General features: G+C 64.6%; 25 protein-coding genes. 15 read left to right on the top strand and 10 right to left on the bottom strand.

Translation table 11 applies throughout. The features are described 5' to 3' along the window. Nucleotides 1-55: 55 nt before the first annotated feature. The 7 genes from LPJ38_RS14595 to LPJ38_RS14565 all read left to right on the top strand — a co-directional run bounded on the left by LPJ38_RS14595 (nucleotide 56) and on the right by LPJ38_RS14565 (nucleotide 5,364). A complete protein-coding gene (locus LPJ38_RS14595) occupies nucleotides 56-472 on the top strand; it encodes a hypothetical protein (protein WP_145636250.1) in 417 nt (138 codons plus the stop codon). After that, nucleotides 472-1,140: an OmpA family protein gene (locus LPJ38_RS14590; protein WP_145636237.1), complete on the top strand. Its 669-nt coding sequence runs from the start codon at nucleotides 472-474 to the stop codon at nucleotides 1,138-1,140. The genes LPJ38_RS14595 and LPJ38_RS14590 overlap by 1 nt, the downstream gene beginning before the upstream one ends. A 172-nt stretch (nucleotides 1,141-1,312) precedes the next feature. Beyond that, nucleotides 1,313-1,831: an Mpo1 family 2-hydroxy fatty acid dioxygenase gene (locus LPJ38_RS14585; protein WP_145636227.1), complete on the top strand. Its 519-nt coding sequence runs from the start codon at nucleotides 1,313-1,315 to the stop codon at nucleotides 1,829-1,831. 30 nt (nucleotides 1,832-1,861) lie between these two features. Further along, on the top strand, nucleotides 1,862-2,893 hold the full coding sequence (locus LPJ38_RS14580; protein ID WP_145636220.1) for an NAD-dependent epimerase/dehydratase family protein: 1,032 nt from the start codon (nucleotides 1,862-1,864) through the stop codon (nucleotides 2,891-2,893). Nucleotides 2,894-2,920: 27 nt separating this feature from the next. Further along, on the top strand, nucleotides 2,921-3,547 hold the full coding sequence (locus LPJ38_RS14575) for a methyltransferase family protein (RefSeq protein ID WP_145636207.1): 627 nt from the start codon (nucleotides 2,921-2,923) through the stop codon (nucleotides 3,545-3,547). A 166-nt stretch (nucleotides 3,548-3,713) separates the two neighbouring features. Beyond that, on the top strand, nucleotides 3,714-3,923 hold the full coding sequence (locus tag LPJ38_RS14570; RefSeq protein ID WP_145636193.1) for a hypothetical protein: 210 nt from the start codon (nucleotides 3,714-3,716) through the stop codon (nucleotides 3,921-3,923). Between the two features lie 136 nt (nucleotides 3,924-4,059). Continuing rightward, nucleotides 4,060-5,364: a PQQ-dependent sugar dehydrogenase gene (locus tag LPJ38_RS14565; protein ID WP_145636178.1), complete on the top strand. Its 1,305-nt coding sequence runs from the start codon at nucleotides 4,060-4,062 to the stop codon at nucleotides 5,362-5,364. A gap of 3 nt (nucleotides 5,365-5,367) precedes the next feature. On the opposite strand, the gene LPJ38_RS14560 is transcribed toward LPJ38_RS14565, so the two are convergent. Both LPJ38_RS14560 and LPJ38_RS14555 read right to left on the bottom strand, forming a co-directional pair. Then, a complete protein-coding gene (locus LPJ38_RS14560) occupies nucleotides 5,368-6,195 on the bottom strand; it encodes an aspartate dehydrogenase (protein WP_167520528.1) in 828 nt (275 codons plus the stop codon). 35 nt (nucleotides 6,196-6,230) lie between these two features. Next, a complete protein-coding gene (locus LPJ38_RS14555; protein ID WP_145636165.1) occupies nucleotides 6,231-7,148 on the bottom strand; it encodes a LysR family transcriptional regulator in 918 nt (305 codons plus the stop codon). 216 nt (nucleotides 7,149-7,364) lie between these two features. Here LPJ38_RS14555 and LPJ38_RS14550 point away from each other — a divergent pair, with 216 nt between their 5' ends. Further along, nucleotides 7,365-8,438, top strand: coding sequence for a tartrate dehydrogenase (locus LPJ38_RS14550; protein WP_145636152.1), 1,074 nt, complete (start codon nucleotides 7,365-7,367; stop codon nucleotides 8,436-8,438). A 194-nt stretch (nucleotides 8,439-8,632) separates the two neighbouring features. Here the strand turns inward: LPJ38_RS14550 and LPJ38_RS14545 are convergent, their stop codons facing one another. The 5 genes from LPJ38_RS14545 to LPJ38_RS14525 all read right to left on the bottom strand — a co-directional run bounded on the left by LPJ38_RS14545 (nucleotide 8,633) and on the right by LPJ38_RS14525 (nucleotide 12,622). After that, nucleotides 8,633-9,457, bottom strand: coding sequence for an IS5 family transposase (locus LPJ38_RS14545; RefSeq protein ID WP_231088438.1), 825 nt, complete (start codon nucleotides 9,455-9,457; stop codon nucleotides 8,633-8,635). A gap of 171 nt (nucleotides 9,458-9,628) precedes the next feature. Beyond that, entirely contained in the window at nucleotides 9,629-10,570 is a 942-nt protein-coding gene (locus LPJ38_RS14540; protein ID WP_145643023.1) for a LysM peptidoglycan-binding domain-containing protein, read from the bottom strand. A gap of 139 nt (nucleotides 10,571-10,709) precedes the next feature. Continuing rightward, a complete protein-coding gene (locus tag LPJ38_RS14535; protein WP_145643025.1) occupies nucleotides 10,710-11,033 on the bottom strand; it encodes a hypothetical protein in 324 nt (107 codons plus the stop codon). A gap of 98 nt (nucleotides 11,034-11,131) precedes the next feature. Beyond that, nucleotides 11,132-11,995, bottom strand: a complete 864-nt coding sequence (locus LPJ38_RS14530) for a DUF3313 domain-containing protein (RefSeq protein ID WP_145643059.1) — start codon at nucleotides 11,993-11,995, stop codon at nucleotides 11,132-11,134. Between the two features lie 147 nt (nucleotides 11,996-12,142). Continuing rightward, nucleotides 12,143-12,622 (bottom strand): MarR family winged helix-turn-helix transcriptional regulator, encoded by a 480-nt coding sequence (locus tag LPJ38_RS14525; RefSeq protein ID WP_145643028.1) that lies wholly within the window; start codon nucleotides 12,620-12,622, stop codon nucleotides 12,143-12,145. A 112-nt stretch (nucleotides 12,623-12,734) separates the two neighbouring features. Between LPJ38_RS14525 and LPJ38_RS14520 the strand changes: the two genes are divergently transcribed. Both LPJ38_RS14520 and LPJ38_RS14515 read left to right on the top strand, forming a co-directional pair. Then, a complete protein-coding gene (locus LPJ38_RS14520; RefSeq protein WP_145643030.1) occupies nucleotides 12,735-13,943 on the top strand; it encodes an ABC transporter substrate-binding protein in 1,209 nt (402 codons plus the stop codon). Between the two features lie 17 nt (nucleotides 13,944-13,960). Next, nucleotides 13,961-15,139: a cytochrome P450 gene (locus LPJ38_RS14515; protein ID WP_145643031.1), complete on the top strand. Its 1,179-nt coding sequence runs from the start codon at nucleotides 13,961-13,963 to the stop codon at nucleotides 15,137-15,139. Nucleotides 15,140-15,166: 27 nt separating this feature from the next. On the opposite strand, the gene LPJ38_RS14510 is transcribed toward LPJ38_RS14515, so the two are convergent. Then, nucleotides 15,167-15,787, bottom strand: a complete 621-nt coding sequence (locus LPJ38_RS14510) for a CGNR zinc finger domain-containing protein (protein ID WP_145643033.1) — start codon at nucleotides 15,785-15,787, stop codon at nucleotides 15,167-15,169. Between the two features lie 126 nt (nucleotides 15,788-15,913). Here LPJ38_RS14510 and LPJ38_RS14505 point away from each other — a divergent pair, with 126 nt between their 5' ends. Beyond that, nucleotides 15,914-16,759: an alpha/beta fold hydrolase gene (locus LPJ38_RS14505; RefSeq protein WP_167520813.1), complete on the top strand. Its 846-nt coding sequence runs from the start codon at nucleotides 15,914-15,916 to the stop codon at nucleotides 16,757-16,759. 72 nt (nucleotides 16,760-16,831) lie between these two features. Here the strand turns inward: LPJ38_RS14505 and LPJ38_RS14500 are convergent, their stop codons facing one another. Beyond that, entirely contained in the window at nucleotides 16,832-17,548 is a 717-nt protein-coding gene (locus LPJ38_RS14500) for a hypothetical protein (protein ID WP_145643035.1), read from the bottom strand. A 290-nt stretch (nucleotides 17,549-17,838) separates the two neighbouring features. On the opposite strand from LPJ38_RS14500, the gene LPJ38_RS14495 reads away from it, so the two are divergent. Together LPJ38_RS14495 and LPJ38_RS14490 are read left to right on the top strand one after the other, a co-directional pair. After that, the gene (locus tag LPJ38_RS14495; RefSeq protein WP_145643037.1) at nucleotides 17,839-18,762 is read left to right on the top strand and encodes an ABC transporter ATP-binding protein; all 924 of its coding nucleotides are present in this window, start codon (nucleotides 17,839-17,841) and stop codon (nucleotides 18,760-18,762) included. Next, nucleotides 18,759-19,520, top strand: coding sequence for an ABC transporter permease (locus tag LPJ38_RS14490; RefSeq protein WP_145643039.1), 762 nt, complete (start codon nucleotides 18,759-18,761; stop codon nucleotides 19,518-19,520). The genes LPJ38_RS14495 and LPJ38_RS14490 overlap by 4 nt, the downstream gene beginning before the upstream one ends. Before the next feature lie 103 nt (nucleotides 19,521-19,623). Here LPJ38_RS14490 and LPJ38_RS14485 read toward each other — a convergent pair whose 3' ends face one another. Next, the gene (locus LPJ38_RS14485; RefSeq protein WP_145643041.1) at nucleotides 19,624-19,944 is read right to left on the bottom strand and encodes a hypothetical protein; all 321 of its coding nucleotides are present in this window, start codon (nucleotides 19,942-19,944) and stop codon (nucleotides 19,624-19,626) included. 287 nt (nucleotides 19,945-20,231) lie between these two features. Between LPJ38_RS14485 and LPJ38_RS14480 the strand changes: the two genes are divergently transcribed. Together LPJ38_RS14480 and LPJ38_RS14475 are read left to right on the top strand one after the other, a co-directional pair. After that, nucleotides 20,232-21,044 (top strand): L,D-transpeptidase, encoded by an 813-nt coding sequence (locus LPJ38_RS14480; protein WP_145643042.1) that lies wholly within the window; start codon nucleotides 20,232-20,234, stop codon nucleotides 21,042-21,044. A gap of 58 nt (nucleotides 21,045-21,102) precedes the next feature. Continuing rightward, nucleotides 21,103-22,083: a glycerophosphodiester phosphodiesterase gene (locus LPJ38_RS14475; protein ID WP_145643045.1), complete on the top strand. Its 981-nt coding sequence runs from the start codon at nucleotides 21,103-21,105 to the stop codon at nucleotides 22,081-22,083. Nucleotides 22,084-22,244 lie beyond the last annotated feature (161 nt).

Raw genomic sequence — 22,244 nt, 5'->3', positions numbered from 1 at the left:
TTCTGGTCCGAACAGCCCTTGACCACCGCGAACTTCCCCGTATCAGATGCACCCCATGGTCCGGGGCTCCGTTACATTGATCGTGCTTGCATTGGGGATGCCGTCGCTTGCGGCGGCGCAGACCATGAGCTTTGGCGATTCGATCGGAAAACTGGCGGCCAGTTGCGGCGCGGAAATCGTCGCCAATTGCCGCGGCGTCAACCCCGATTCCAACCGGCTGAAGGAGTGCCTGTCGCGCAACCGCGACGTGCTCTCGCCGCAATGCGCGAGCGACTATCTCGGCGTCTTCGATGCCATCCAGAAGCGCGTCGCCGCGCGCGTCACGGTGGCGAACGCCTGCCAGCGCGAGATCGTCAAGGTCTGCGGCGGCTCCACCAAGGAGACCAGCAAGTCGGTCCCCTGCCTGGTCTCGACGCCCAAGGGCATCAGCAACAACTGCCTCAAGGCCGTCGACGACGCGGGGTATCGCTGATGCGCGCGACAGGGCTCGCCATCGCAGCACTAGGCATCGCGCTGGGCTTCACCCTGCTCGCGGGCGCCGCGCGCGCGCAGACGGCGGCGCCGACCCGCGACGACATCGTCGCCAAGCTGAACCATTTCGAGCAAGCCGCCGAGGTCGATCTTCACGCACTGAAGCAGCAGGTGATGGAGCGCGCCAAGACCAGGATCAAGAACGATCCCGGTCCGGTGAACCGGCCGCTGATCGCACCCGACCTCGCCAAGCTGCCCGCCTTCAACGCGCAGATCCAGTTCGATGCCGACACCCCGATCATCCAGCCATCGTCGTACCAGACCGTCGGCCGCATCGCGGACGCGCTGGTGCATTCCTCGCTGCTGCCCTACACCTTCCTCATCGTCGGCCATGTCGAATCCAATTCGAAGACGCGCGAGGCCAATGCGATCCTGAGCCAGCGCCGGGCGGATGCGATCCGCGACGTGCTGGTGAACACGTTCAAGATCTCGACCAAGCGCCTGCATCCGATCGGCCTCGGCGAGGAACAGTTTCTCGATCGGGCCAAGCCGACCTCCGCCGTCAACGGCCAGTTGCAAATTCTGACCTATGCCAAGCTGCCGGAGGAGCCTGCCCATCCTGCAGCAGCGCCTGCGCCTGCGGCGAAAAAGCCCGCCAAGAAGCGCTGAGCGCGCGCATCGTAATCTTCGACGGAACCCTTTGAAGTCTAGACCGTTTTGTGACCTGTCTCACAGCGCAACAGACGGTTTCGCGCGACAATAGTGCCGGTTTGTGCACCGCCCGGTCCGGTGCTATAGCCTCTGCTCGCCCTTCCCCCGACCCGAGTTGCATGAGACCGAAATGGGTGGCTTTTTTCAGCGCCAACTTGCCGTCTACGTCGAGTACCATCGCGATCCCCGGAACACGGCAATGCATGTGGTCGGCATCCTCCTGCTGTTCACGGGCGCTGTCATGCCGCTGACGCTGGTCAAGCTGCCGCTGTTCGGATTCGACGTCAGCCTGGCGGTGATCCTGGCGCTGCCGGTCCTGATCTATTGGCTGCTGCTCGACGCGGGGCTCGGGCTCGGCATTCTGGCGGTATCCATCGTGCTGTTTTCGATTGCGAGCACCATTGCGTCGCAAGTCGGCACGATGGCGATGTGGGCGATTTTCGCCGTGCTGGTGGCGCTCGGCCTCGCCGCGCAGGCCATCGGCCACAAGGTTTTCGAGGGACGCGAGGCCTCGCTCTTCACTTTTCCCTCGCATCTTTTGCTTGGACCGATGTTCGTGATGGCAAAATTATTCATTGCACTGGGCTTCCGTCGCGACCTTGCCGCGATTCTGGGGCCTGTTCCGACCAATTCCCTTTCGACCCGATAAACTCCAGAAGCGAAACAGCAAACCGACTTCATGGCTCTCGTACTGGTTACCGGTGGCAGCGGCTTCATCGGACATCATCTCGTAGAAGCGCTCCGCGCCCGTGGGCAGCGGGTGCGGGTTCTCGATGTTCATCCGCCGGCCGCGGGAAATGCGGACGTTGAATATGCCCATGCCTCGGTGCTGGACCGCGACGCGGTCGATGCCGCGCTCGCTGGCGTCGATCAGGTCTATCATCTTGCCGGCCTGCCCGGCATGTGGGTTCCCAACAAGCAGGACTTTCACGAGGTCAATTGCCGCGGGACCGAGATCGTGCTCGCGGCCGCGATGAAGCGCGGCGTGTCGCGCTTCCTGCACTGCTCGACGGAATCCATCCTGTTCCCCTATTCTGAGCTGAACGGTGTTCCCGCAGAGGAGGCGCTCCAGCCGGCCGACGCGATGCCCGGCGCCTATACGCGCTCGAAATCGCTTGCCGAGCATTGTGCGGCCAAGGCTGCGGCCGATGGCTTTCCGCTCGTGATCGGCACGCCGACCATGCCGATCGGAGCGGCCGACCACAATCTGACGCCGCCGACCGCGATGCTCTGGTACTTCCTCCAGAAAAAGGTGCAGCCGCATCTCGACTTCCTGGTCAACCTCGTCGACGTCCGCGACGTCGCCATGGGCCTCGTGCTGACCATGGAGCGCGGCCGCCTCGGCCAGCGCTACATTCTCGGCGGCGACTGCGTTCCGCTCGGCAACATCCTGCGCATGATGTCGGCGATGAGCGGCCGGCGGCAATTTCCGATCGTCGTGCCCGGCAAGATGGCCGAGCTCTCCGCGATCATGCTCGAAGCCATCTCCGACCACATCACGCGCCGGCCGCCCAACGGCACGGCCGAGGGCGTGCGCATCGCGCTGGCCGCGAGCGATCTTTCGATCGGCAAGGCCCGTAACGAGCTCGGCTATTCGCCGCGCCCGATCGAGCCGGTGCTGCGCGAAACCATCACCCACCTGCTCGCACGTAATGGTCAGCAGGCCCCCGGCACCATCAAGCATCACGCGCTTTCCTCGCGCGCGAGCTAACGCCGCCGCCTAACGCAAAGAACCTTCATGTCCTTCGATTTCAGCAAGCTTTTCTCCGTGGCCTGGGGTGGCTGGACCACTAGCTGGCCGACGCAACTGCTCGCCCTGATTTGGCTCGCCTTTCTCCTCAGCTGGGTCGGCGCGTCGTTCTGGCAGGGGCGGACCAAGAAGCAGGTCATGACGCTGGAGTCGCAGCGCTATCGCCTGCCGATCCTGGTCGGCGGCATCCTGTACACGCCGTTCATTGCGGAAATCCTGGGCTCGAAGCCGCTCTGGGTGCTCGGCAACACTGGCATCACCATCGCCGCGGTGCTCTCGGTCGCCGGCATCGCCTTTGCGTGGTGGGGCCGGCTGCATCTCGGAAAATTCTGGTCCAACACCATCACCCACAAGGAAGATCACCGCGTGATCGACACCGGCCCCTACGGCATCGTGCGGCACCCGATCTACACCGGTTTGATCTTCGGCATGCTCGTCACCGGCATCGCAATCGGCCTCGTAACCACGATCCTCGGCGCGATCCTGATCTCGCTCGGTATGTGGCAGAAGGGCCGGATGGAAGAAGTGTTCTTGTCGAAGGAACTCGGCGAGGACGCCTACGGCGCCTATTGCCGTCGCGTGCCGATGATCATCCCGTTCCTGTCGCCGCGGTGAAATAGCAGGTCACCTCACTCTCGTGTCCGGCTATGCAGCGCACCGCGAAGACGCGCTGCGCTGCGTCCGGGGCACGAGCACAGATCCAGCGCGCCCTGCACGGAACCACCCTTCCCCACACCCGTTAGCCCCTCGACAGCTGCCACTCGGCGCAGAGCATCGAGCCATGTCGGACGCCTACGATTATTTTCGCGAGCACGCCATTGCCGCCGTCCGCAAGGCGCGGGCGTTGCCGCCCGGGCGGCCGAAGCAGAAGCAGCGCACGGTGGCGCGGGTCTATCATCTCCTGTCCAAGGAGGCCGCGCTCAAGCCGAACATCCATCACCTCGATGATTTCCGTGCGGCACGGCGGCTCGAGCGGCAGATCGGCCGTTGATCGCGGGGCAAGGCCCATCCCCGTCATGCAAAATCAGTCGGCTGCCATTCCACGGGAATAGACCCTCGTGTCGCACCGCACCGGTTGACGTCCGCCCCGTCAGCCAGTTGGATGCGCGCGCACACAGGGGCTTGTCATGAATTTTTCCAGCATCTTCGCGCAGTTCGTTGCGCTCCTCGGCGGCGTCGCGCTGCAATGGCGCACGCTGTCGGGCACCGAGCCGACGCCGGCCTGGGGCCAAGCGCCGGTGATACCCGACGCCAAGCCGCAAGGCGCGATCCCGACCTTGAAGATGCCGACCGCGCGCGGTTGGCGCGATGGGCAGAAGCCAACGGTGGCGCCCGGACTCAAGGTCAATGCGTTCGCAACCGGCCTCGATCATCCGCGCTGGATCGAGGTGCTGCCCAATGGCGACGTGCTGATCGCGGAAGCGACGCAGATCGCCAGCCCGCCGCGCACCGTATTTCACTACGCGATGCAGGCGACGATGCGGCGTGCCGCGGCGCTCGGCGTCTCCGCCAACCGCATCACGCTGCTGCGCGACAGGGACGGCGACGGCGTTGCGGAGGTTCGCGGCGCCTTCATGGAGAACCTCAGCCAGCCGTTCGGAATGGCGCTGGTCGGCGACACCTTCTATGTCGGCAACACCGATGGCGTGATGGCGTTTCCCTATGTCGCCGGTGCGGATCGCATCACCGCGCCCGGCAAGCGGCTCACGACCTTCAAGCCGGGCGGGCACTGGACGCGCAGCCTGCTCGCAAGCCCCGACGGCAAGAAGCTCTATGCCGGCGTCGGCTCGCTCAGCAACATCGCCGAGATGGGCATGGAGGTCGAGCAAGGCCGCGCCGCGGTCTACGAGCTCGATCTCATCGCCGGCACGCATCGCATTTTCGGCGCCGGCCTGCGCAATCCCGTGGGTCTCGCATGGGAGCCGAATACGAACGTGCTCTGGACCGTCGTCAACGAGCGCGACGGACTCGGCGACGAGACGCCGCCGGATTATCTCACCTCCGTGCGCGACGGCGGCTTCTATGGCTGGCCCTATTGCTACTGGGGCAAGACGGTGGACGATCGCGTGCCGCAGGATCCGGCGATGGTCGCAAAGGCGCTGCAACCGGACTACGCGCTGGGCGGCCACACCGCCTCGCTCGGCCTGTGCTGGATGCCCGCGGGCACCCTGCCCGGCTTCGGCGACGGCATGGTGATCGGCCAGCACGGCTCGTGGAATCGCAGCACGCTGTCCGGCTACAAGCTGGTGTTCATCCCGTTCGAGAACGGCAAGCCGTCCGGCCCCGGTCGCGACATCCTGTCGGGCTTCCTGTCGCCGGACGAGAAGGAATCCTACGGCCGCCCGGTCGGCGTCGTGATCGGCCCCGACAAGAAATCGCTGCTGATGGCCGACGACGTCGGCAACGTGATCTGGCGCGTCACCGGCGCGTAAGCGTCACGTTCCCACGCACAATGTGGCGCGCTGCTTGCGCAGCAGCGCGATCACGGACAGCGCGGTGATCAGCCCGGTCTTGGGATTCTCGGACGGGATGTTCTCGATACTCATCGAGAAGCGCGCCGAATCCGCCTCGACCTCGATGCGGTGAACGTTGCGCGTCACGGTAGGATCGGCCCAAACCTGGATCAGGGTACGATCGGGCCCGATTCCCGCCAGCGACAGCGCAACGGCGACATTGACGTTCGCCGGAAAGCCCTTTGCCGCTTCGCGCGCACTGCCTTCGAACAGCTTGAGCGGCTCGCGCAGTCCGTCGATGTCGATGTTGTTCTCGACGATGAACGGCGCGCCCTTCAAGCCGTCGATCGGCTTGCGCGTCACCATCTTCACGGAATGAATGGTGCCGATTGCGGCGGCATTGACGGCATCAAGCCCGATCAACGCACCGGTCGGCACGATGATGCGGCCGCCATTGGCGCGGGCGAGATCGACGAGGTCGAAATTGTCGAGCAGGCCGCCGACGCTGACCACGACCGCGGACTTACCGCGCCTCACGGCGGGCTCGACGATCGCACGCAACTGGCTGCTCGGTGCACACTCGACCACGATGTCCGCGGCCTCGCCGAGCTGGTCGATGGGCAACACCTGTGGCGGACGACGCAGGCCGCTCAGGAAGGTTTGATGCTTGGCGGAATCGCGCACGGCGACGGCGGACAGTGTCAGTCCCTCAATGCCCTGATCGAGCGCGGCCGCGACCTTGGCGCCGATCGAGCCCAAGCCCGCAATGGCGACGCGCAATTCGTTCGAAGTTTTCTGATCCGTCGTCATCGGCCACCCTCTGTCCAGGCCCATGTCATAGCCCGTCAGGCCTCGCGCGCATAGCTGCGCAGGCGCTCCGCGAGCACTGCCAGCATGGCATCGCGCGCCGGATCGCGCGAGCCACGCAGCCAGGCCGCCGCGAGCGGCAGCCGGCCGGCCGGGCCGCCCTGCCTCGGCCGCAGCGGCACGAAGCGCACGCCCGAAACGGCCATCCGCGCCGTCCAGCGCGGCACGATCGCAACCCCAAGCTTGGCTGCGACCAGATTGACGATGGTCTGCTTCTCGTCGGCGACCTGCACCACGCGCGGCGTCATTCCGGCCTGCTCGAACAGCTTGATCGTGAGATCATGGCTGTGCGGCCGCGAGCGGCGGTCCGGCACCAACATCGCCTCCTCGGCGATATCGGCCAGTGTGATCGATCTGCGCGCGGCCAGTGCGTGCCGCTGCGGGAACGCCACGATGGGGGTCTCGTGAAGCAGCTGGCGGAGTTCAAGCTGCTTGTCGGCGCGGCCGGGCGGACGGACGAAGGCGAGATCGAGTGCGCCGCTCAAGATTTTCGGCAGCAGCCTGACCGTCTTGTCCTCGAGAAGCTGCACTGCGATCTCGGGGTGTTTGGCGCGGAAATCACGAAGCAGCGACGGCAGCAATCCGGCCGCGGCGCTGTCGATGGCGCCGACCCGAAGCCGCCGCGTAGCGCCCGCGCGCGAGCGGCTGCGCAGATTGTTCTGGGCCGCCTCGACCTTGGCGAGGATGGCGCGGGCATCACGCAGCAGCGTCGCGCCATCCTCGCTGAGCGACACCGCGCGTGTTGTCCGTGCGAATAGCCGCGTTCCCAGGTCCTCCTCCAGCAACCTGATCTGTCGGCCTAGCGCGGAGGGCAGCATCTGAAGCTGCTGCGCCGCGCGCCCGAAATGCAGCTGCTCGGCCGCCGCCACGAAACATCGGAGCTGATGCAATTCCATCTGCCGCCCTCATCGTCATGCCCTGGCTTGTCCCGGGCATCCACGTTCTTTGCGCCGCTGAGAAGGCGGATGGCCGGGTCAAGCCGGGCCATGACGTCGTGGCGGCCTTACGAGGATTATATCATTTTTTTGTATAAACCAGCGCCGCTTGAGTATGCCCTGCATTCCCATTTAGATTCGCAGGTAGACCGGCGTCGTCTCAAACGGAGCTCTCCCATGCGCACCCATTCGATCGCAGCCATTCCCGCCGACGGCATTGGCCCGGAGGTGATCTCGGCCGGCGTGCGCGTCCTGGAGGCGCTGGCCAAACGCAGCGGCGATCTCGCCTTCAACGTCAAGACGTTCGACTGGGGTTCTGACTATTACAGGAAGCACGGCGTGATGATGCCGGCCGACGGGCTCAGCGAATTGAAGAAGTTCGACGCGATCTATTTCGGCGCGGTCGGCGCCCCCGACGTGCCCGATCACATCACGCTGTGGGGCCTGCGGCTGCCGATCTGCCAAGGCTTCGACCAATACGCCAATGTGCGGCCGACGAAGATCCTCCCCGGGGTGGCCTCGCCGCTGCGCAATGTCGGCGTCGGCGATCTCGACTGGGTAATCGTGCGCGAGAATTCGGAAGGCGAATATGCCGGCATGGGCGGCCGCGCCCACAAGGGCCTGCCCGAGGAGGTCGGCACCGAAGTCGCGGTCTTCACCCGCGTCGGCGTGACCAGGATCATGCGCTACGCATTCCAGCTCGCGCAATCGCGGCCGCGCAAGCTGCTGACCGTCGTGACCAAGTCGAACGCACAGCGCCACGGCATGGTGATGTGGGACGAGATCGCGGCGGAGGTCGCCGGCGAATTCCCCGACGTCAGCTGGGACAAGATGCTGGTCGACGCCATGACGGTGCGCATGACGCTGCATCCGAAGAGCCTCGACACCATCGTGGCGACCAATCTGCACGCCGACATCCTCTCCGATCTCGCCGGCGCGCTGGCGGGCAGCCTCGGCGTGGCGCCGACCGGCAACATCGACCCGCAACGGCGCTTTCCCTCGATGTTCGAGCCGATCCACGGCTCGGCCTTCGACATCACCGGCAAGGGCATCGCCAACCCCGTGGCGACCTTCTGGACCGGCGCGCAGATGCTCGAGCATCTCGGCGAGAAGGACGCTGCTGCCAGGCTGATGTCGGCGGTCGAGCGCGTCTGCGCGGCCGGCGTGCTGACGCCCGATGTCGGCGGCAAGGCGACGACGAAGGAAGTGACGGATGCCGTGATCGACGCGATCCACGGATCGAACGTTTAGTCTTTTCGCTCTCGCAGCTTGCGAAAGGGCAATGGCATATCATCTGACGGCGGCCGAGCGCACGCCTCGTCCTTCGAGACGACCGCCTTCGGCGGTCTCCTCAGGATGAGGCTCATCGGCCTCGACGCCCGTTGAAGCTGCGGCGGCGACTCCGTCCTCATCCTGAGAGCCTGACTCAAAAAGCGTAGACGGCTTCAAGGCTGGGCCAAGCGGCGAGTTAGAAGCCTCAGATGGGCGACGAGCAGCCAGGCAAGCTCGGTGGCGGCAGACCCTTCAAAGTCTTTGGAGAGACGCCGGCATCTGCCGAACCATGCAAAGGTACGTTCGACGACCCAGCGCCTGGGCAGGAGCTGGAAGCCTTTGACCCCGTGCGGTCGCTCGACGATCTCGATCGTCCACGGTCCGCAGTCTGAGAGTGCGTTGACGAGCTGTTTGCCGCGATAGATCCGGTCGGCAAAGACATGCTTGAGCCTTGGGAAGCGGCCTCGCAAGTCCTCCAACAGGGGAACGGCGCCATGGACGTCCTGGATGTTGGCGGGATGAACATATGCCGCCAGCAAGAGGCCGTTGGTGTCGGTCACGATATGGCGCTTGCGCCCCTGGAGGCGCTTGCCGGCGTCGAACCCGCGTGGCCCGCCGGCCTCCGTCGTCGAGGCGGTCTGGCTATCGATGACGGCAGCTGTCGGTGTGGACTTTCGCCCTGATCTCCGGCGCTCCTTCCGAACCAAACCTTCGACGATCTCCTGCCATCTACCCGTGTCGCGCCAGGCGTAAAAATAGCCCTGCACCGTCGAGTAAGGCGGGAACCCCTTCGGCAAGGCGCGCCATTGGCAGCCGCTCGACAGAACATAGAAGATCGCCTGCACAATATCGCGCAGATGGACCTTCCGCGGCCGGCCCAATCGCTGTCGCGGCGGCATCTTCCGGGCGATCAGCGCCCACTCGGCATCGGTCAGATCGCTTGCGTAACGCAGCCCACTGCGCTGATACTTGATACGAGCGGCTTTGGTCCACGGCATGGTGTCCTCCCTCGAATCTTTGCAAATCCGAAGGAAGCACAAGCCCGCTAAAGCCGCTCACCTTTTTCGGTCAGGCTCTGAGGAGCGCGCTTGCGCGCGTCTCGAAGGATGGCCAGAGGGAAACTCTGAAACGTGCCAACGATCTGCCGCAGACGGCGAGGGGCGAAGGAGCTACTTCTTCCCTGCCGGCGGAGGTGGCGGCGTCGCCATTGCGGCGGCCGGTTCGGGCGGGGTCAGATGGCGCGGGACGATGATGGTCTGGCCCGGGGTGAGCGGGGCGTTCTCCGGCAATGAATTGCTCTGCGCGAGCGTCCACAGCGGCACGCGATTGGCTGCAGCGATGCTCTCCATGGTGTCGCCCCGGCGCACCGGTACGCGCACGCCGCTATCCCACAACTCGACCAGCGTATCGGCGGGCACGAGATAGCGCAGCGGCACGGCATCGGCCTGGGTCTGCGGCGGAATGCGCGGCAGCTGTGTCACCATCTGCACGATCTGGCGGTGGATGTCGTCCGACTTCTCGATGTTGATGTGGGTGACGCGCGCGTTTTCCTTGAGGTCGTAGCTCGCATAATGGCCGCGATAGCCGGGCACGGCGACGACGTCGCCGCCCCCGAGCACGCTGTCGGACAGGAAGATGTTGATGAAGCGCTCGACATTGAGCGGCACGTCGCCGGTCGCATGCGCGGGATCGATGGCGATGACGAGGCTGATCGGGATGTTCTCCTTGGCCGCCATCTCCGAGATGATGATCGAGCACAGCCCGCCCATGGAGTGCCCCATCAGCACGATCGGCGCTGCCTTCTCCTTGTAGCTGGCAATGGCGCGGCTGCCGATGAACCGGCACAGGGTGAATTCATAGACGTCGGCCGAGAAGCCGGCCTGCGTCAGCTTCTCGCCGAGCCGGTCCATGCCGGTCGAGAAGAGCGGGCCCATGGCGCCGCGGAACAGGTAGACCTTCGGCGGCGGCAATGGCTCGAACGGCGGAGGCGGCGGCGCGGCGGGGACGGCCGCGGGGGTCTTGGACTTCGGCGGGGAAGCAACGGCCATGCCACTGCTCAGGGCGAGCAGCGCAACCACTGCCAGCGCGATGGCTCGCCTCAGTTCAATCATCGTCCAGCAGTCCCACCACGAAGGCAACGGCCTTTTCCTATCGGCTTGGTGAACACCGATTGGGTGGAATTTGGGGCACGGAACTTCATGCCGCTCCTCGGCAGCGCCGCTGATGCCTTCGGCCACCGGATCGCCGCAATCAGTTGAACGGAACCCATGGCTCGGCTTCGCAGGCCTCGGAAATGACCGAGCTCTGGATTCCCTTGTAGGTGTCATCGTCAAAGAAGACCGAATAGGTGGGTCGTCTGCCTGCGGAGGGGCTGCTCTGCCGCAGGCAGGCAAAATAGGATCCCGGCCCGTGGTCGGCCTGACGGATGGCGGTCGTCTCGAGCCCGCCGGTCAGCTTGACTTCGGTCGCGCCCTTCTTGACACCGTCCTTCACCGCCTGGGGGCTGGGCGGACGCGGAGGATGATAGGCAGGCGGGACATTCGTGCTCGACGCACACCCCGCCAGCAACAGCATCAGGACCGCGGTCGAGACAGCCAGAGATCTCCGGCGGCCGAGAGCGGACCTTCGGTCGACGCGTGTTGGTGTCGGACACGGCGAGGAATTCACTCGGCTCATTGCGTGAGCATCTGCCCTGAGTTCGCCTCAGGCGCCGGCGGCGGAGCCGGACTGTTGGCCGGACTCTCGCTGGCCCCGGAATCGGTCCATGCAGGCGGCAGGCCGAGCCCTTGCCCCGCGAGGCCAGTGAGGCCTGGAAACCGCCCGAACGCTTCGCAGGCGACATATTTGGGCGCACCGCCGAGCCGCACGGGGATGCTCTCCATCGGGGGCAGCGCCGGAAGGCCGCCGAACGGCGACTCTCCGGTCACGACCAGCTTGGCGAAGTCGGCACCGAACTCGGCGGCGAGATCATAGGCATCGCCTTCGTTGGCGACCCGCGCAGAGCTGCCAATGGAATTGGCGCTGCGCGCCCAGACCATGGCCGCCTTCTGAAATCCAGCGAAATCGCGCGCCTCGGCCTCGACCGACAGACTGCCGAGCCCGACCGGAAGCCGCGGCACCGGCACGGGCACGCCGGGAAGCGCCACCGTCTTGGCGACCGACAGTGCTTTCGATGCGCCCGAGGCCGTCGCGCTGGTCGGTTTGGCATGCGTCACCGTCGCCTGCACCGTGAGGTCCGCCTCGTCATCGGAGGAGACGATGCGGAAGCGCTCGCTCAAGCGGAGACACAGTTCGCGACTGATGGCATTGGCGACCAGACGCCGCTCCTTCTCGTTCAGGGCAACGTCGGCGCGCGCGGGAAAGACGGTCGATGCGATCCGGATCGTCTTCGCCGCCAGCACGTCCTTCTTGTTCACGCGGATTTGTGATCTCGTGACCAGTCCGTTCGCGTCGGACATCCTATCGTAGCTCCGGAGCGAGCCGCCTCGTTCGAGCGGCGCGCTCGCGCAGCCCCCGACTGCGAACGTGACGCACATCAGCGCTGCCCACTTCATGTGCAGGACCCACTCAGGCCGGCGCGACTTGTCATCAAGATTACCTCAGCCGTCACCTGGCGTCCCTGCCATCCCCCATCATAAATAGATGAAACCCTCTAATTTTGATTTTCTCGTGACGAAACTTTGCTAGAGCGGCAGCATCCGGTTGAGCAATTCGAGCAGCGTGCGCTGCTCGGCTTCGGTGAGAGGGGCCAGCATCTTCCGGTTATAGGGCTCCGTCAGCCCTGCCCCGTCGGCAATGAGTTTTGCACCCTTCGGCGTGAGCATCAGTTCGACGGCGCGGCGATCGGATTTCGATCGGGTGCGCTTGATGAAGCCGGACGATTCCAGCTCGTTCAGGATCTTGATCAGGTTCGGCAGGCGCAGGCGAAGCAGGCCGGCAAGGCTGCTGGGGGGAACGCCCGGATTGTCGCGAATGACGACGAGGATCGCATAGGTCGCGGGCGTCAAGCCGAGCGTGGCGAACTCCTCGTAAAAACCTTCGAAGAACTTCAGTTGCGCGAGCCGCAGCATGAACCCGGGCGTGCGCTGGAGCGCGTCCAGGTCCAGCGACGTCGCAGTTGGCTGAGCGGCCTTCGCTCCGGGTCTTAACGCTTTCGGGCTCATGATCCTCGATCCGCGGCGACGGCCAAAACTGGCCGAATTGACACTCTCAAAAATAGCTATAAAATATAACTATTATAGAGCGGCACAAAGACCGCCCATCGGAGGAGACACAATGAACAGCAAATTCCTGCATAATCTATGCACGCTGGCCGCGATGCTGACGGCCGCACCCGCCTTCGCCCAGGATGTCGTGAAGATCGGCATCCTGAACGACCAGTCGGGCCCGTTCGCGAGCTATCAAGGCATCGGCTCGGTCGTCGCCGCCAAGATGGCGGTCGAGGATTACGGCGGAAAGGCCGGCGGCAAGCCGGTCGAGGTCGTCGCGGCGGATCACCAGAACAAGACCGACATCGGCATCGGCATCGCACGGCGCTGGTACGAGAACGAGGGTGTCGACGCGATCTTCGACATCCCTAACTCGTCGATCGCGCTCGCGGTGGCCGGCATGAGCGCCGAGAAGAACAAGGCCTTCATCGGATCGGGCGCCGGCACGGTGCTCCTCACCGGCGAAAAGTGCACACCGAACACCGTGCATTGGACCTACGACACCTATGCCTATGGCCGCGGCCTCGGCAAGGCGATCGTGCAGCAGGGCGGCAAGAAATGGTTCTTCATCACCGCCGACTACGCCTTCGGCCATGATCTGGAGAAGCAGGCCGCGGAAGCCGTGAAAGCGTCCGGCGGCGAGGTGCTCGGCAGCGTGCGGCACCCGCTGGGAACGGCCGATTACGCCTCGTTCCTGCTGCAGGCCCAGGCGTCGGGGGCGAGCGTCATCGCATTCGCCAATGCCGGTGACGACACCATCACTTCGATGAAGCAGGCCGCCGAGTTCGGCCTGACCAGGGATCGCAAGCTGGTCGGATTGATCCTCGGCATGAACGGCCTGCCCGCACTCGGCCTGAAATTCGCGCAAGGCGCCCAGATCATGAATCCGTTCTACTGGGATCTCAACGACGGCACGCGTGCTTTCGCCAAGCGCTTCGCCGAACGCATTCCGTCAAAGGCCTATCCGAACGACATGCAGGCCGGCGTCTATGCTTCGGTCATTCACTATCTCAAGGCCGTCGACAAGGCCGGCAGCGCCAAGGACGGCAAGGCGGTGGTCGCGGCGATGAAGGAGATGCCGACCGACGATCCGCTGTTCGGCAAGGGCCATATCCGCAAGGACGGACGCAAGATCCATCCGCTCTTCCTCTTGCAGGTCAAGGCGCCCGAGCAATCGACCTCCAGCTGGGATCTGCTGAAGGTCGTCGCCACCATCAAGGGCGAGGATGCGTTCCGCTCCGAAAGCGACGGTCACTGCGCGCTGGTGAAGCAGTAGCGGTGGGGAGCTGAGCCATGAGCGGCATTGCGTCCAGTCCCCTCGATCCCTTCGCGCCCGACTTCCTGACGGACCCCTACCCGGCGTATGAGGCGTTGCGCGCAATCGGGCCCGTCTTCGCATTGGAGCGTTACGGCGTATGGGCGATGGCCGGCTATGCCGAGGTCGAGCCGGCCCTGAAGGACTGGAAGACGTTCATCAGCGGCGAAGGCGTCGGGCTCAACGGCATGAACCCGGCGCTGCCGAAGCCCCTGACGCTCCAGATCGATCCACCCGACCACGACAAGGGCCGGCGGGTGCTCGGCCGCACGCTGTCGCCGGGCGTCGCAAGGAAGCTGCGCAAGACGTTTCAGAAGGAAGCAGAAAAGAAGGTCTCGGAGCTGATCGACAAAGGCAGCTTCGATGCCGTGACCGATCTCGCCGAAGCCTATCCCATGAAAGTGTTTCCGGATGCCATCGGCATCCGGCCCGATGGCCGCGAGAAGCTGCTGGCCTGGAGCACGTTCGTGTTCAACAGCTTCGGGCCGGAGAACGAGATATTCGCGACGTCACGGCAGGAAGGTCTCGCGGCGCAGAGCTGGATCATGGAATGTTGCGCGCGGGATGCGCTGCAGCCCGACAGCCTCGGCATGATGATCTACCAGGCGGCCGACGAGGGCGAGATCACCGAGCATGAGGCGACGCATCTGGTGCGGCCGTTCCTCACGGCGGGGATCGACACCACCGTCAACGGCATCGGCAACACCCTGCTTGCGCTCGCCATGCACCCCGATGAGTATCGCAAGCTGCATCACAGACCGGAGCTGGCGCGCAACGCCTTCGAGGAAGGCCTGCGCTACGATTCACCGGTGCAGACATTTTTTCGCACTACCTCGCGCAATGTCGAGATCGGCGGCGGCGTGATCCCGGCGCATCGCAAGGTGCTGCTGTTCATGGCCTCCGCCAACCGCGATCCCGCGCGCTGGGACAAGCCCGACCGTTTCGATGTGGAGCGCGTTGCGACCGGGCATGTCGGCTTCGGCGCAGGCATCCACGCCTGCGTCGGCCAGATGATCGCGCGCCTGGAAGGCGAGTTGATCTTCGGTGAGCTCGCAAGGCGCGTGAAGTCCATCGAGCTCACGGCGGAGCCGAAGCGCAGGCTCAATAATTCCCTGCGCGGGCTCGAGAGCATGCCGGTGCGGGTGACGGCGGCCTGACGGCATCGCAGCTGGTGCCGCGGTCGGTTACTGACGGCTCTTGAGCCGGCTGCGATGAGCGGCCTGCTTGGCGCGGTTGCCGCAGATTGCCATCGTGCACCATCGCCGCGCACGCCTGCGGGTGTGGTCCGCAAACAGCATCGTGCAGTTATGGCCCTCGCACGCCTTCACGTCTGAGAAATCCTCCTCGCAGACGAATTTCGCCAGAGCTTCCCCGATCGGCACCAGCAGAGATTCGGGCGATCGCCAGCGCCGCATCCTTTGCAGCGCAAGACCGTCTCCTTGCTCACCGTGGCGCGGCACGATCTGCCGAAACGAATCATCGCGCTCCAGGACGCTGTTCAACCGGCCAAGCTCGCGCAACGCCTTCGCGGTGAGAGGCTGGCCGGCATGCTTCAGAACAAAGCCCCGAAACCAGTCGCGCAAGTCACGGGCCTGACCGGCGACCTCGTCAAGCTCGTTTGGCCTGGCACGCGTCCTCAACGCCTCCAACTCATCAGCCGGCACCAGCTTCGCCTGTGCCAGCCAGTCGATCAGACCCTCACCATCGTCGAGCCAATCGACGGGTGTATCGACCGGCGTCGCCACCGAGTTGAGGAAATCAAGCCCGAGCGAGTCAGCGATGAACATGGCAGGCGGCCTGTGCATGAAAGGTCCTTCGCGTCATCCGAAGCTGCAGTACAAGTAACCTCTAAAAACGTTATTGACAAGTTACGGATCCAGAGCCATAACCTGAATTTGGCGATTTAACAGGTTACTAGGATGGAGATCGGCATGACGACCTACCGCACCGCTGATGTCGACGGCTTCAAGGTGTTCTATCGCGAGGCCGGCCCGAAGGGAGGGCCGATGCTCCTGCTGCTTCACGGCTTCCCGAGCGCGGGCCATATGTTCCGCGACCTCATCCCGCTGCTTGCAGACCGGTTTCACATCGTGGCACCGGACCTTCCCGGCTTCGGCCAGTCCGACATGCCCTCGCGTGACAGCTTCCGCTACACCTTCGACAATGTCGCGAAGGTGATCGACCGCTTCACCGAGGTGATCGGCTTCGATCGCTTTGCCATCTACGTCTTCGACTATGGCGCGCCGACCGGCTTCCGGCTCGCGCTACGCCATCCCGAGCGGATCACCGCCATCATCTCGCAAAACGGCAACGCTTATGAGGATGGTCTCAGCGATGGCTGGACTCCGATCAAGGCTTATTGGCAAGATCCTTCACCGGCCAACCGTGAGGCGCTGCGCGCTTTCCTCACGCCAGAGGCCACACGCTGGCAGTACACGCATGGCGTGCCCGATCCGACACTGGTGTCGCCGGATGGCCAGAATCTCGACAATTTCTATCTGGCGCGTCCCGGCTCGGACGACGTGCAGCTCGACCTGTTCGGCGACTACAAGAGCAACGTAGCGCTCTATCCGTCATTCCAGGATTATTTCCGCACGCACAAGCCGCCGTTCCTCGCGGTTTGGGGCAAGAACGACCCGTTCTTCATCCCGCCTGGTGCCGAGGCCTTCAAGCGCGATAATCCCAATGCGGTGGTGCAGTTCTTCGACACCGGCCATTTTGCGCTGGAGACGCATGCGAAGGAGATTGCGGACAGCATCCGCGCGTTCATGAGATAACGCGAGGCACGGAGGAGCGGCCGAGCTTCACGCCGGCAGAGTGCGGCGCGACGTGCCCGTCGCGCTATCGCCTTAGTTTCTTGCCGGAGCCGCCGCCGCCGAGTGCGAGGACCGCGGCGCACGGGGCTCGGCAACCGGAGCAACCGGGGCGCGGGAGCGCATGATCGCGGCGTTGATCTCGGCAATGACACGGCGCTGGATCGCCTCGTTCTTGTCGATCGAGACGTGGCCGACACCGGTGCCGCGTACGTCGACATTGTCGAGCTTGCCGCGCAGGCCCGCAGCAGCGCGCACCGGCTCGCCGGGACCATCGCCGATATAAATGTTGATGTAGCGCTCCGCGCCGGTCGAGAGCTTGGTCTTGAACACGGAATCGAGGCCGATCGCGAGCTTCACGGGAACGCCGAGCTGGTTGAGCTTAGCGATCATATCCGGCAGCGCGGTTGCCCCGGAGGAATGGCCGACCAGGATGATGGTCTTGAGGCGGCCGGCCTTGTAGGCGGCCGCAGCTTCATCGGCGAGCGAGGACCAGGAGACGAAATTGGCGACGGTCACCGGGATGCCCTGCGCCTGGAGCCGGGCGCCGATCGTGTCGAGCCCGAGCGAGAAGATGTTAAGCACGCCGCGGAGCAGATAGACATGCGTGGTCGCCGCCGCGGCCTGGCTCGGCGCGGCCTTGACGCTGGTCGGGCTGATGGCAACAGCTGACAGCAAGAGCAGGCCCATCGCCCACATGCGAAGGGCGGACAACTGGCTGGCGCCGGCGGTGTGACTGCCGTTCGGTCTCATCGATCTTTTTCCCTGGGGACAATACGCATCGCGATTGGCTGGAATCGTAGCCACGACGTGCTCGCAGACGCAACAAAGAGCCGCGTGAGCGACAATCTTAGCAGCAGGCCGTGACCATCGCGCAACACTTATCTGGAACCTGCCGCCGACGGGCCTGCTTTGAGACCATTTTTCTCCCGGCGATTGCGACCGGGCAAGACCGTTCCTATGTCAAGGCACCGCTGACCCGCCCGTCCCGGCAGGTTCCAGCCTCCCTCCCCAGCTTTTGCCCCTTAAGTCTTGCGGCCATCATGTCCTCCATCATTTCCGTTGCCAATTTGTCGAAGACTTATGGGTCCGGCTTTAAGGCGCTCAAGAACGTCAATCTCAGCATCAAGCGCGGCGAGATATTTGCGCTGCTCGGGCCGAACGGCGCCGGCAAGACCACGCTGATCTCGATCATCTGCGGCATCGCCAACCCGAGCGAGGGCCGCGTCCTCGTTGGCGGCGAGGACATCCAGACCTCCTACCGCAAGGCGCGCTCCCTGATCGGCCTCGTACCGCAGGAATTGCACACCGACGCCTTCGAGAGCGTGTGGGCGACCGTGAGCTTCTCGCGCGGCCTGTTCGGCAAGCCGAAGAACCCCGGTCACATCGAGAAGGTGCTGAAGGACCTCTCGCTCTGGGACAAGAAGGACAACAAGATCATCACCCTGTCCGGCGGCATGAAGCGCCGCGTGATGATCGCCAAGGCGCTGTCGCACGAGCCGCAGATCCTGTTCCTGGACGAGCCGACCGCCGGCGTCGACGTCGAGCTGCGCAAGGGCATGTGGGAAGTCGTACGCACGTTGCAGCAGTCCGGCGTCACCATCATCCTCACCACGCATTACATCGAGGAAGCCGAGGAGATGGCCGACCGCATCGGCGTCATCAACAAGGGTGAGATCGTCCTGGTGGAGGACAAGACGACGCTGATGCAGAAGCTCGGCAAGAAGCGGCTGACGCTGCATCTGCAGAACAAGATCACCGCGCTGCCGGAAAGCCTCGCGCAGTACGAGCTCGAGCTGTGCGACGACGGCGCGACGCTGATCTACGATTACGACACCCAGGGCGAGCGTACCGGCATCACCAGCCTGCTCGGCGATCTCCGCACCGCCGGCATCCGCTTCAACGATCTCGACACGACGCAATCGTCGCTCGAGGACATCTTCGTCGACCTCGTGAGGACGTCATGAATCACCGCGCCATCCGCGCCATCTATCTGTTCGAAATGGCACGCACCTGGCGCACGCTGCTGCAAAGCATCGTCTCGCCGGTGGTCTCGACCTCGCTCTATTTCGTGGTGTTCGGCGCCGCGATCGGCTCGCGCATCAGCCAGGTCGAAGGCGTCAGCTACGGCACCTTCATCGTGCCGGGCCTGATCATGCTCTCGGTGCTGACGCAGAGCATCGCCAACGCCTCGTTCGGCATCTACTTCCCGAAATTCACCGGCACGATCTACGAGATCCTGTCGGCGCCGATCTCCTATTTCGAGATCGTGATCGGCTATGTCGGGGCGGCCGCGACCAAGTCGATCATTCTGGGCCTCATCATCCTGGCGACGGCTGGCCTGTTCGTGCCGCTGCACATCCAGCATCCGATCTGGATGCTGGCCTTCCTGGTGCTGACGGCGGTGACGTTCAGCCTGTTCGGCTTCATCATCGGCATCTGGGCCGACGGCTTCGAGAAGCTGCAGATGATCCCGATGCTGGTGGTGACGCCGCTGACCTTCCTCGGCGGCAGCTTCTACTCGATCGACATGCTGCCGCCCGCCTGGCGCACGGTGGCGCTGCTCAACCCGGTCGTCTATCTGATCTCCGGTTTCCGCTGGAGCTTCTACGAGATCGCCGACGTCAGCATCGGCGTCAGCGTCGGCATGACCGTGGCGTTCCTGGTGGTCTGCCTCGTCGTGATCTGGTGGATTTTCCGCACCGGGTACCGGCTGAAGAATTAGCCGTCATTCCCGGGCGTGCGAAGCAAGAGCCCGGAATCCATCCATCCACTGATTTTGCCGCTGATGGATTCCGGGCTCGCCCTTTGGGCGCCCGGAATGACGATCAGCGATAGCAGTGGAAATGGTGATACCCGTCGTAATAGCCGCGGCAGCGGTGACGGTAATGACGATGGGGAATTCCGAGCACGCCCTCGACAGCGCCAACGGCGCCGCCGACACCGGCCCCGACGACACCGCCAACCGCGCCGCCCACGGGACCTGCGATCCGGTTGCCCTCATAGGAGCCTTCCCGGGCGCCGCGCACGATGCCCTGGGCGTGGCCGGCTTGCGGCAGCGACAATAGCGCGAGCAGGATGGCGGCGGCTGCGAACAGCAGGCGGACGGGCAAACCGGCCGGCATGGCGGCGACACGGGCTTTGTTCATCTTCGATCCCAGAAGGCGGCAAGGAATGATTGGCGGCGGACGCCGCCTGACGAGGAGCCGTAATCAACGCGCGGCGCGGCGGAATGGTTGCGGCTTTGTGACGAATTGTCGGCGTTGTGAACGCACGTCCGGCTCGCGAAAATGTCAGCGCCACCGCACCCTGCGTGGCACCAAGCGGCCTTGCTTACGTCATGCGTCGCGTTAACGATGGGCGGCCAGGCCGCTGGAACGAAAGCCGGATTGCAGGCATAGTGCACGCCGGGGGACGGAGAGCCGCGGCGCCTAGCATGAACAGGCCGGAGGCCAGAAGTCCGATGCGTTCGTTTTTGATTGCTTTCACATCCCTGATGCTTTTGAGCGCAGGCGCCGCGCAAGCCAAGGTCGAGATCACGGTCGACAAGGACAATCAGCAGATGACCGTCGCGGTCGACGGCGTCGCGCGCTATCGCTGGCCGGTCTCGACCGGCCTGCCTTCGCGCGAAACGCCGAACGGTGCGTTCCGTGCCTTCCGCATGGAAGAGGATCATTACTCCAAGGAATTCGACGACGCGCCGATGCCGCACGCGATCTTCTTCACCAAGGTCGGGCATGCCATCCACGGCACGGATTCGGTCGGCCGGCTCGGCTCGCCGGCCTCGCACGGCTGCGTGCGGCTGTCGCGCCAGAACGCCTCGACGCTCTATGCGCTGGTACAGCAGCAGGGCGTGCTCAACACCACGGTCACGCTGACCGGCTCGGCCCAGGTGGCGATGGCGCGCAATCCGCGTGGCCGCAATGCCAATGCGGTGGCCCGCGCCCAGCAACCGCCTGCCGAAGAGCAATACGCCACCACCAGCGACCCCATGAACTTGGCGCCGCCGGCGCAGACTGCGCGCCGCTACCTGCCGCAGGACGACAACTACATCTATCCCGCCGACGGCAGCGACACCGGCGCGCGCTATCCGGCGCCGCGCTCGGCCAGCCGCCCGCTCTATGACGCACAGGTCTATCAGCAGCAGCCGCGCCCCTATTACGACCAAGGCTATGGCCAGCAGGGCACCTATTATCAGCCGCAGCCCCGGCAGGTTTATCAGCCGCCCGGCTATTACTATCAGAACTGACGCGGTCGGCGGCCGCCCTCGCAGGCCACCACCAGCAACAGTTTCCTTTCGAGGCACCATGCCATCACGTGCCGCGACCATTGTGACTGTGTCATTGGTCCTGATAGCGGGACAAGCCATGGGTTTCGACCTCGAAGCACATCGCGGCGGACGGGCGCTGCTGCCGGAAAACACCCTGCCGGCCTTCGCCAACGCGCTGTCGATGGGCGTGGACACGCTGGAGCTCGACGTCGGCGTCACCGCGGACGGCGAGGTCGTCGTCTCGCATGACCGCGGGCTCAATCCCGATCTTGCCCGCGATGCCCGCGGCATCTATGTGCGCCCACCCGGCGCCCCCCTCGTGAAGCTGCGGCTCGACGAGGTCAGGACGTATGACGTCGGCCAGATCCGGCCGGATAGCGCCTATGCGAAACAGTTTTCCGACCAGCGCGCCGTGCCGGGGACACGCATTCCCACTTTGCGCGAGCTGTTCGCGCTGGTGCGCAAGTCCGGCAACACGGGCGTGCGCTTCAACATCGAGACCAAGATCGATCCGAACCGCCCGGATGAATCGCTGGCGCCGCAAGCGTTCGTCACCAGGCTGCTCAGCGTGATCGAGGATGAAAAATTCTCCGATCGGGTCATGATCCAGTCGTTCGACTGGAGAACGTTGCAGTTCGTGCAGCAGCAGGCGCCGAAGATGCCGACGGCGTACCTCACGCTCCAGCGCGGCACAAGCACAGTAGCGCTCGACAAGGCCACGCCGTGGACGGCGGGATTCAATCCGGCCTTTCACGGCGGCTCGCTGCCGCGGACGATCAAGGCCGCGGGCGGCTCAGTGTGGTCGCCTCATTTCGGCGATGTGACGGCGGCGCTAATTTCGGAGGCGCACGGGCTCGGACTGCGCGTCGTGGTGTGGACGGTCAACAAACCCGATGACATGGCGCGCATGATCGAGCTCGGCGTCGACGGCATCATCTCGGACAGACCGGATCTGTTGCGGCAGGTCGCCGGCGAGAAGGGAATTGCGTTGCCGGCGGGGACACCGGTGGCGCCGTAAGATAGTCTCGTGTCCCGGACGCGGTGCAGCCTAGGCGATGCGTAGCATCGTCCGGCAACGTTGCTCCGCAGAGCCGGGACCCAGACCGACGCGCCATGGGCTCCCTGCTCTGCAGCGCATCACTTCGTGCTGCGCAGCCGGGGCACGAGATGCGTCCGAGG

Origin of the sequence: Bradyrhizobium daqingense, from assembly GCF_021044685.1 — a bacterium.
Classification (GTDB): domain Bacteria; phylum Pseudomonadota; class Alphaproteobacteria; order Rhizobiales; family Xanthobacteraceae; genus Bradyrhizobium; species Bradyrhizobium daqingense.
Note: the sequence above shows the minus strand (reverse complement) of the source record. Positions and strands in the feature narration are given on the sequence as shown.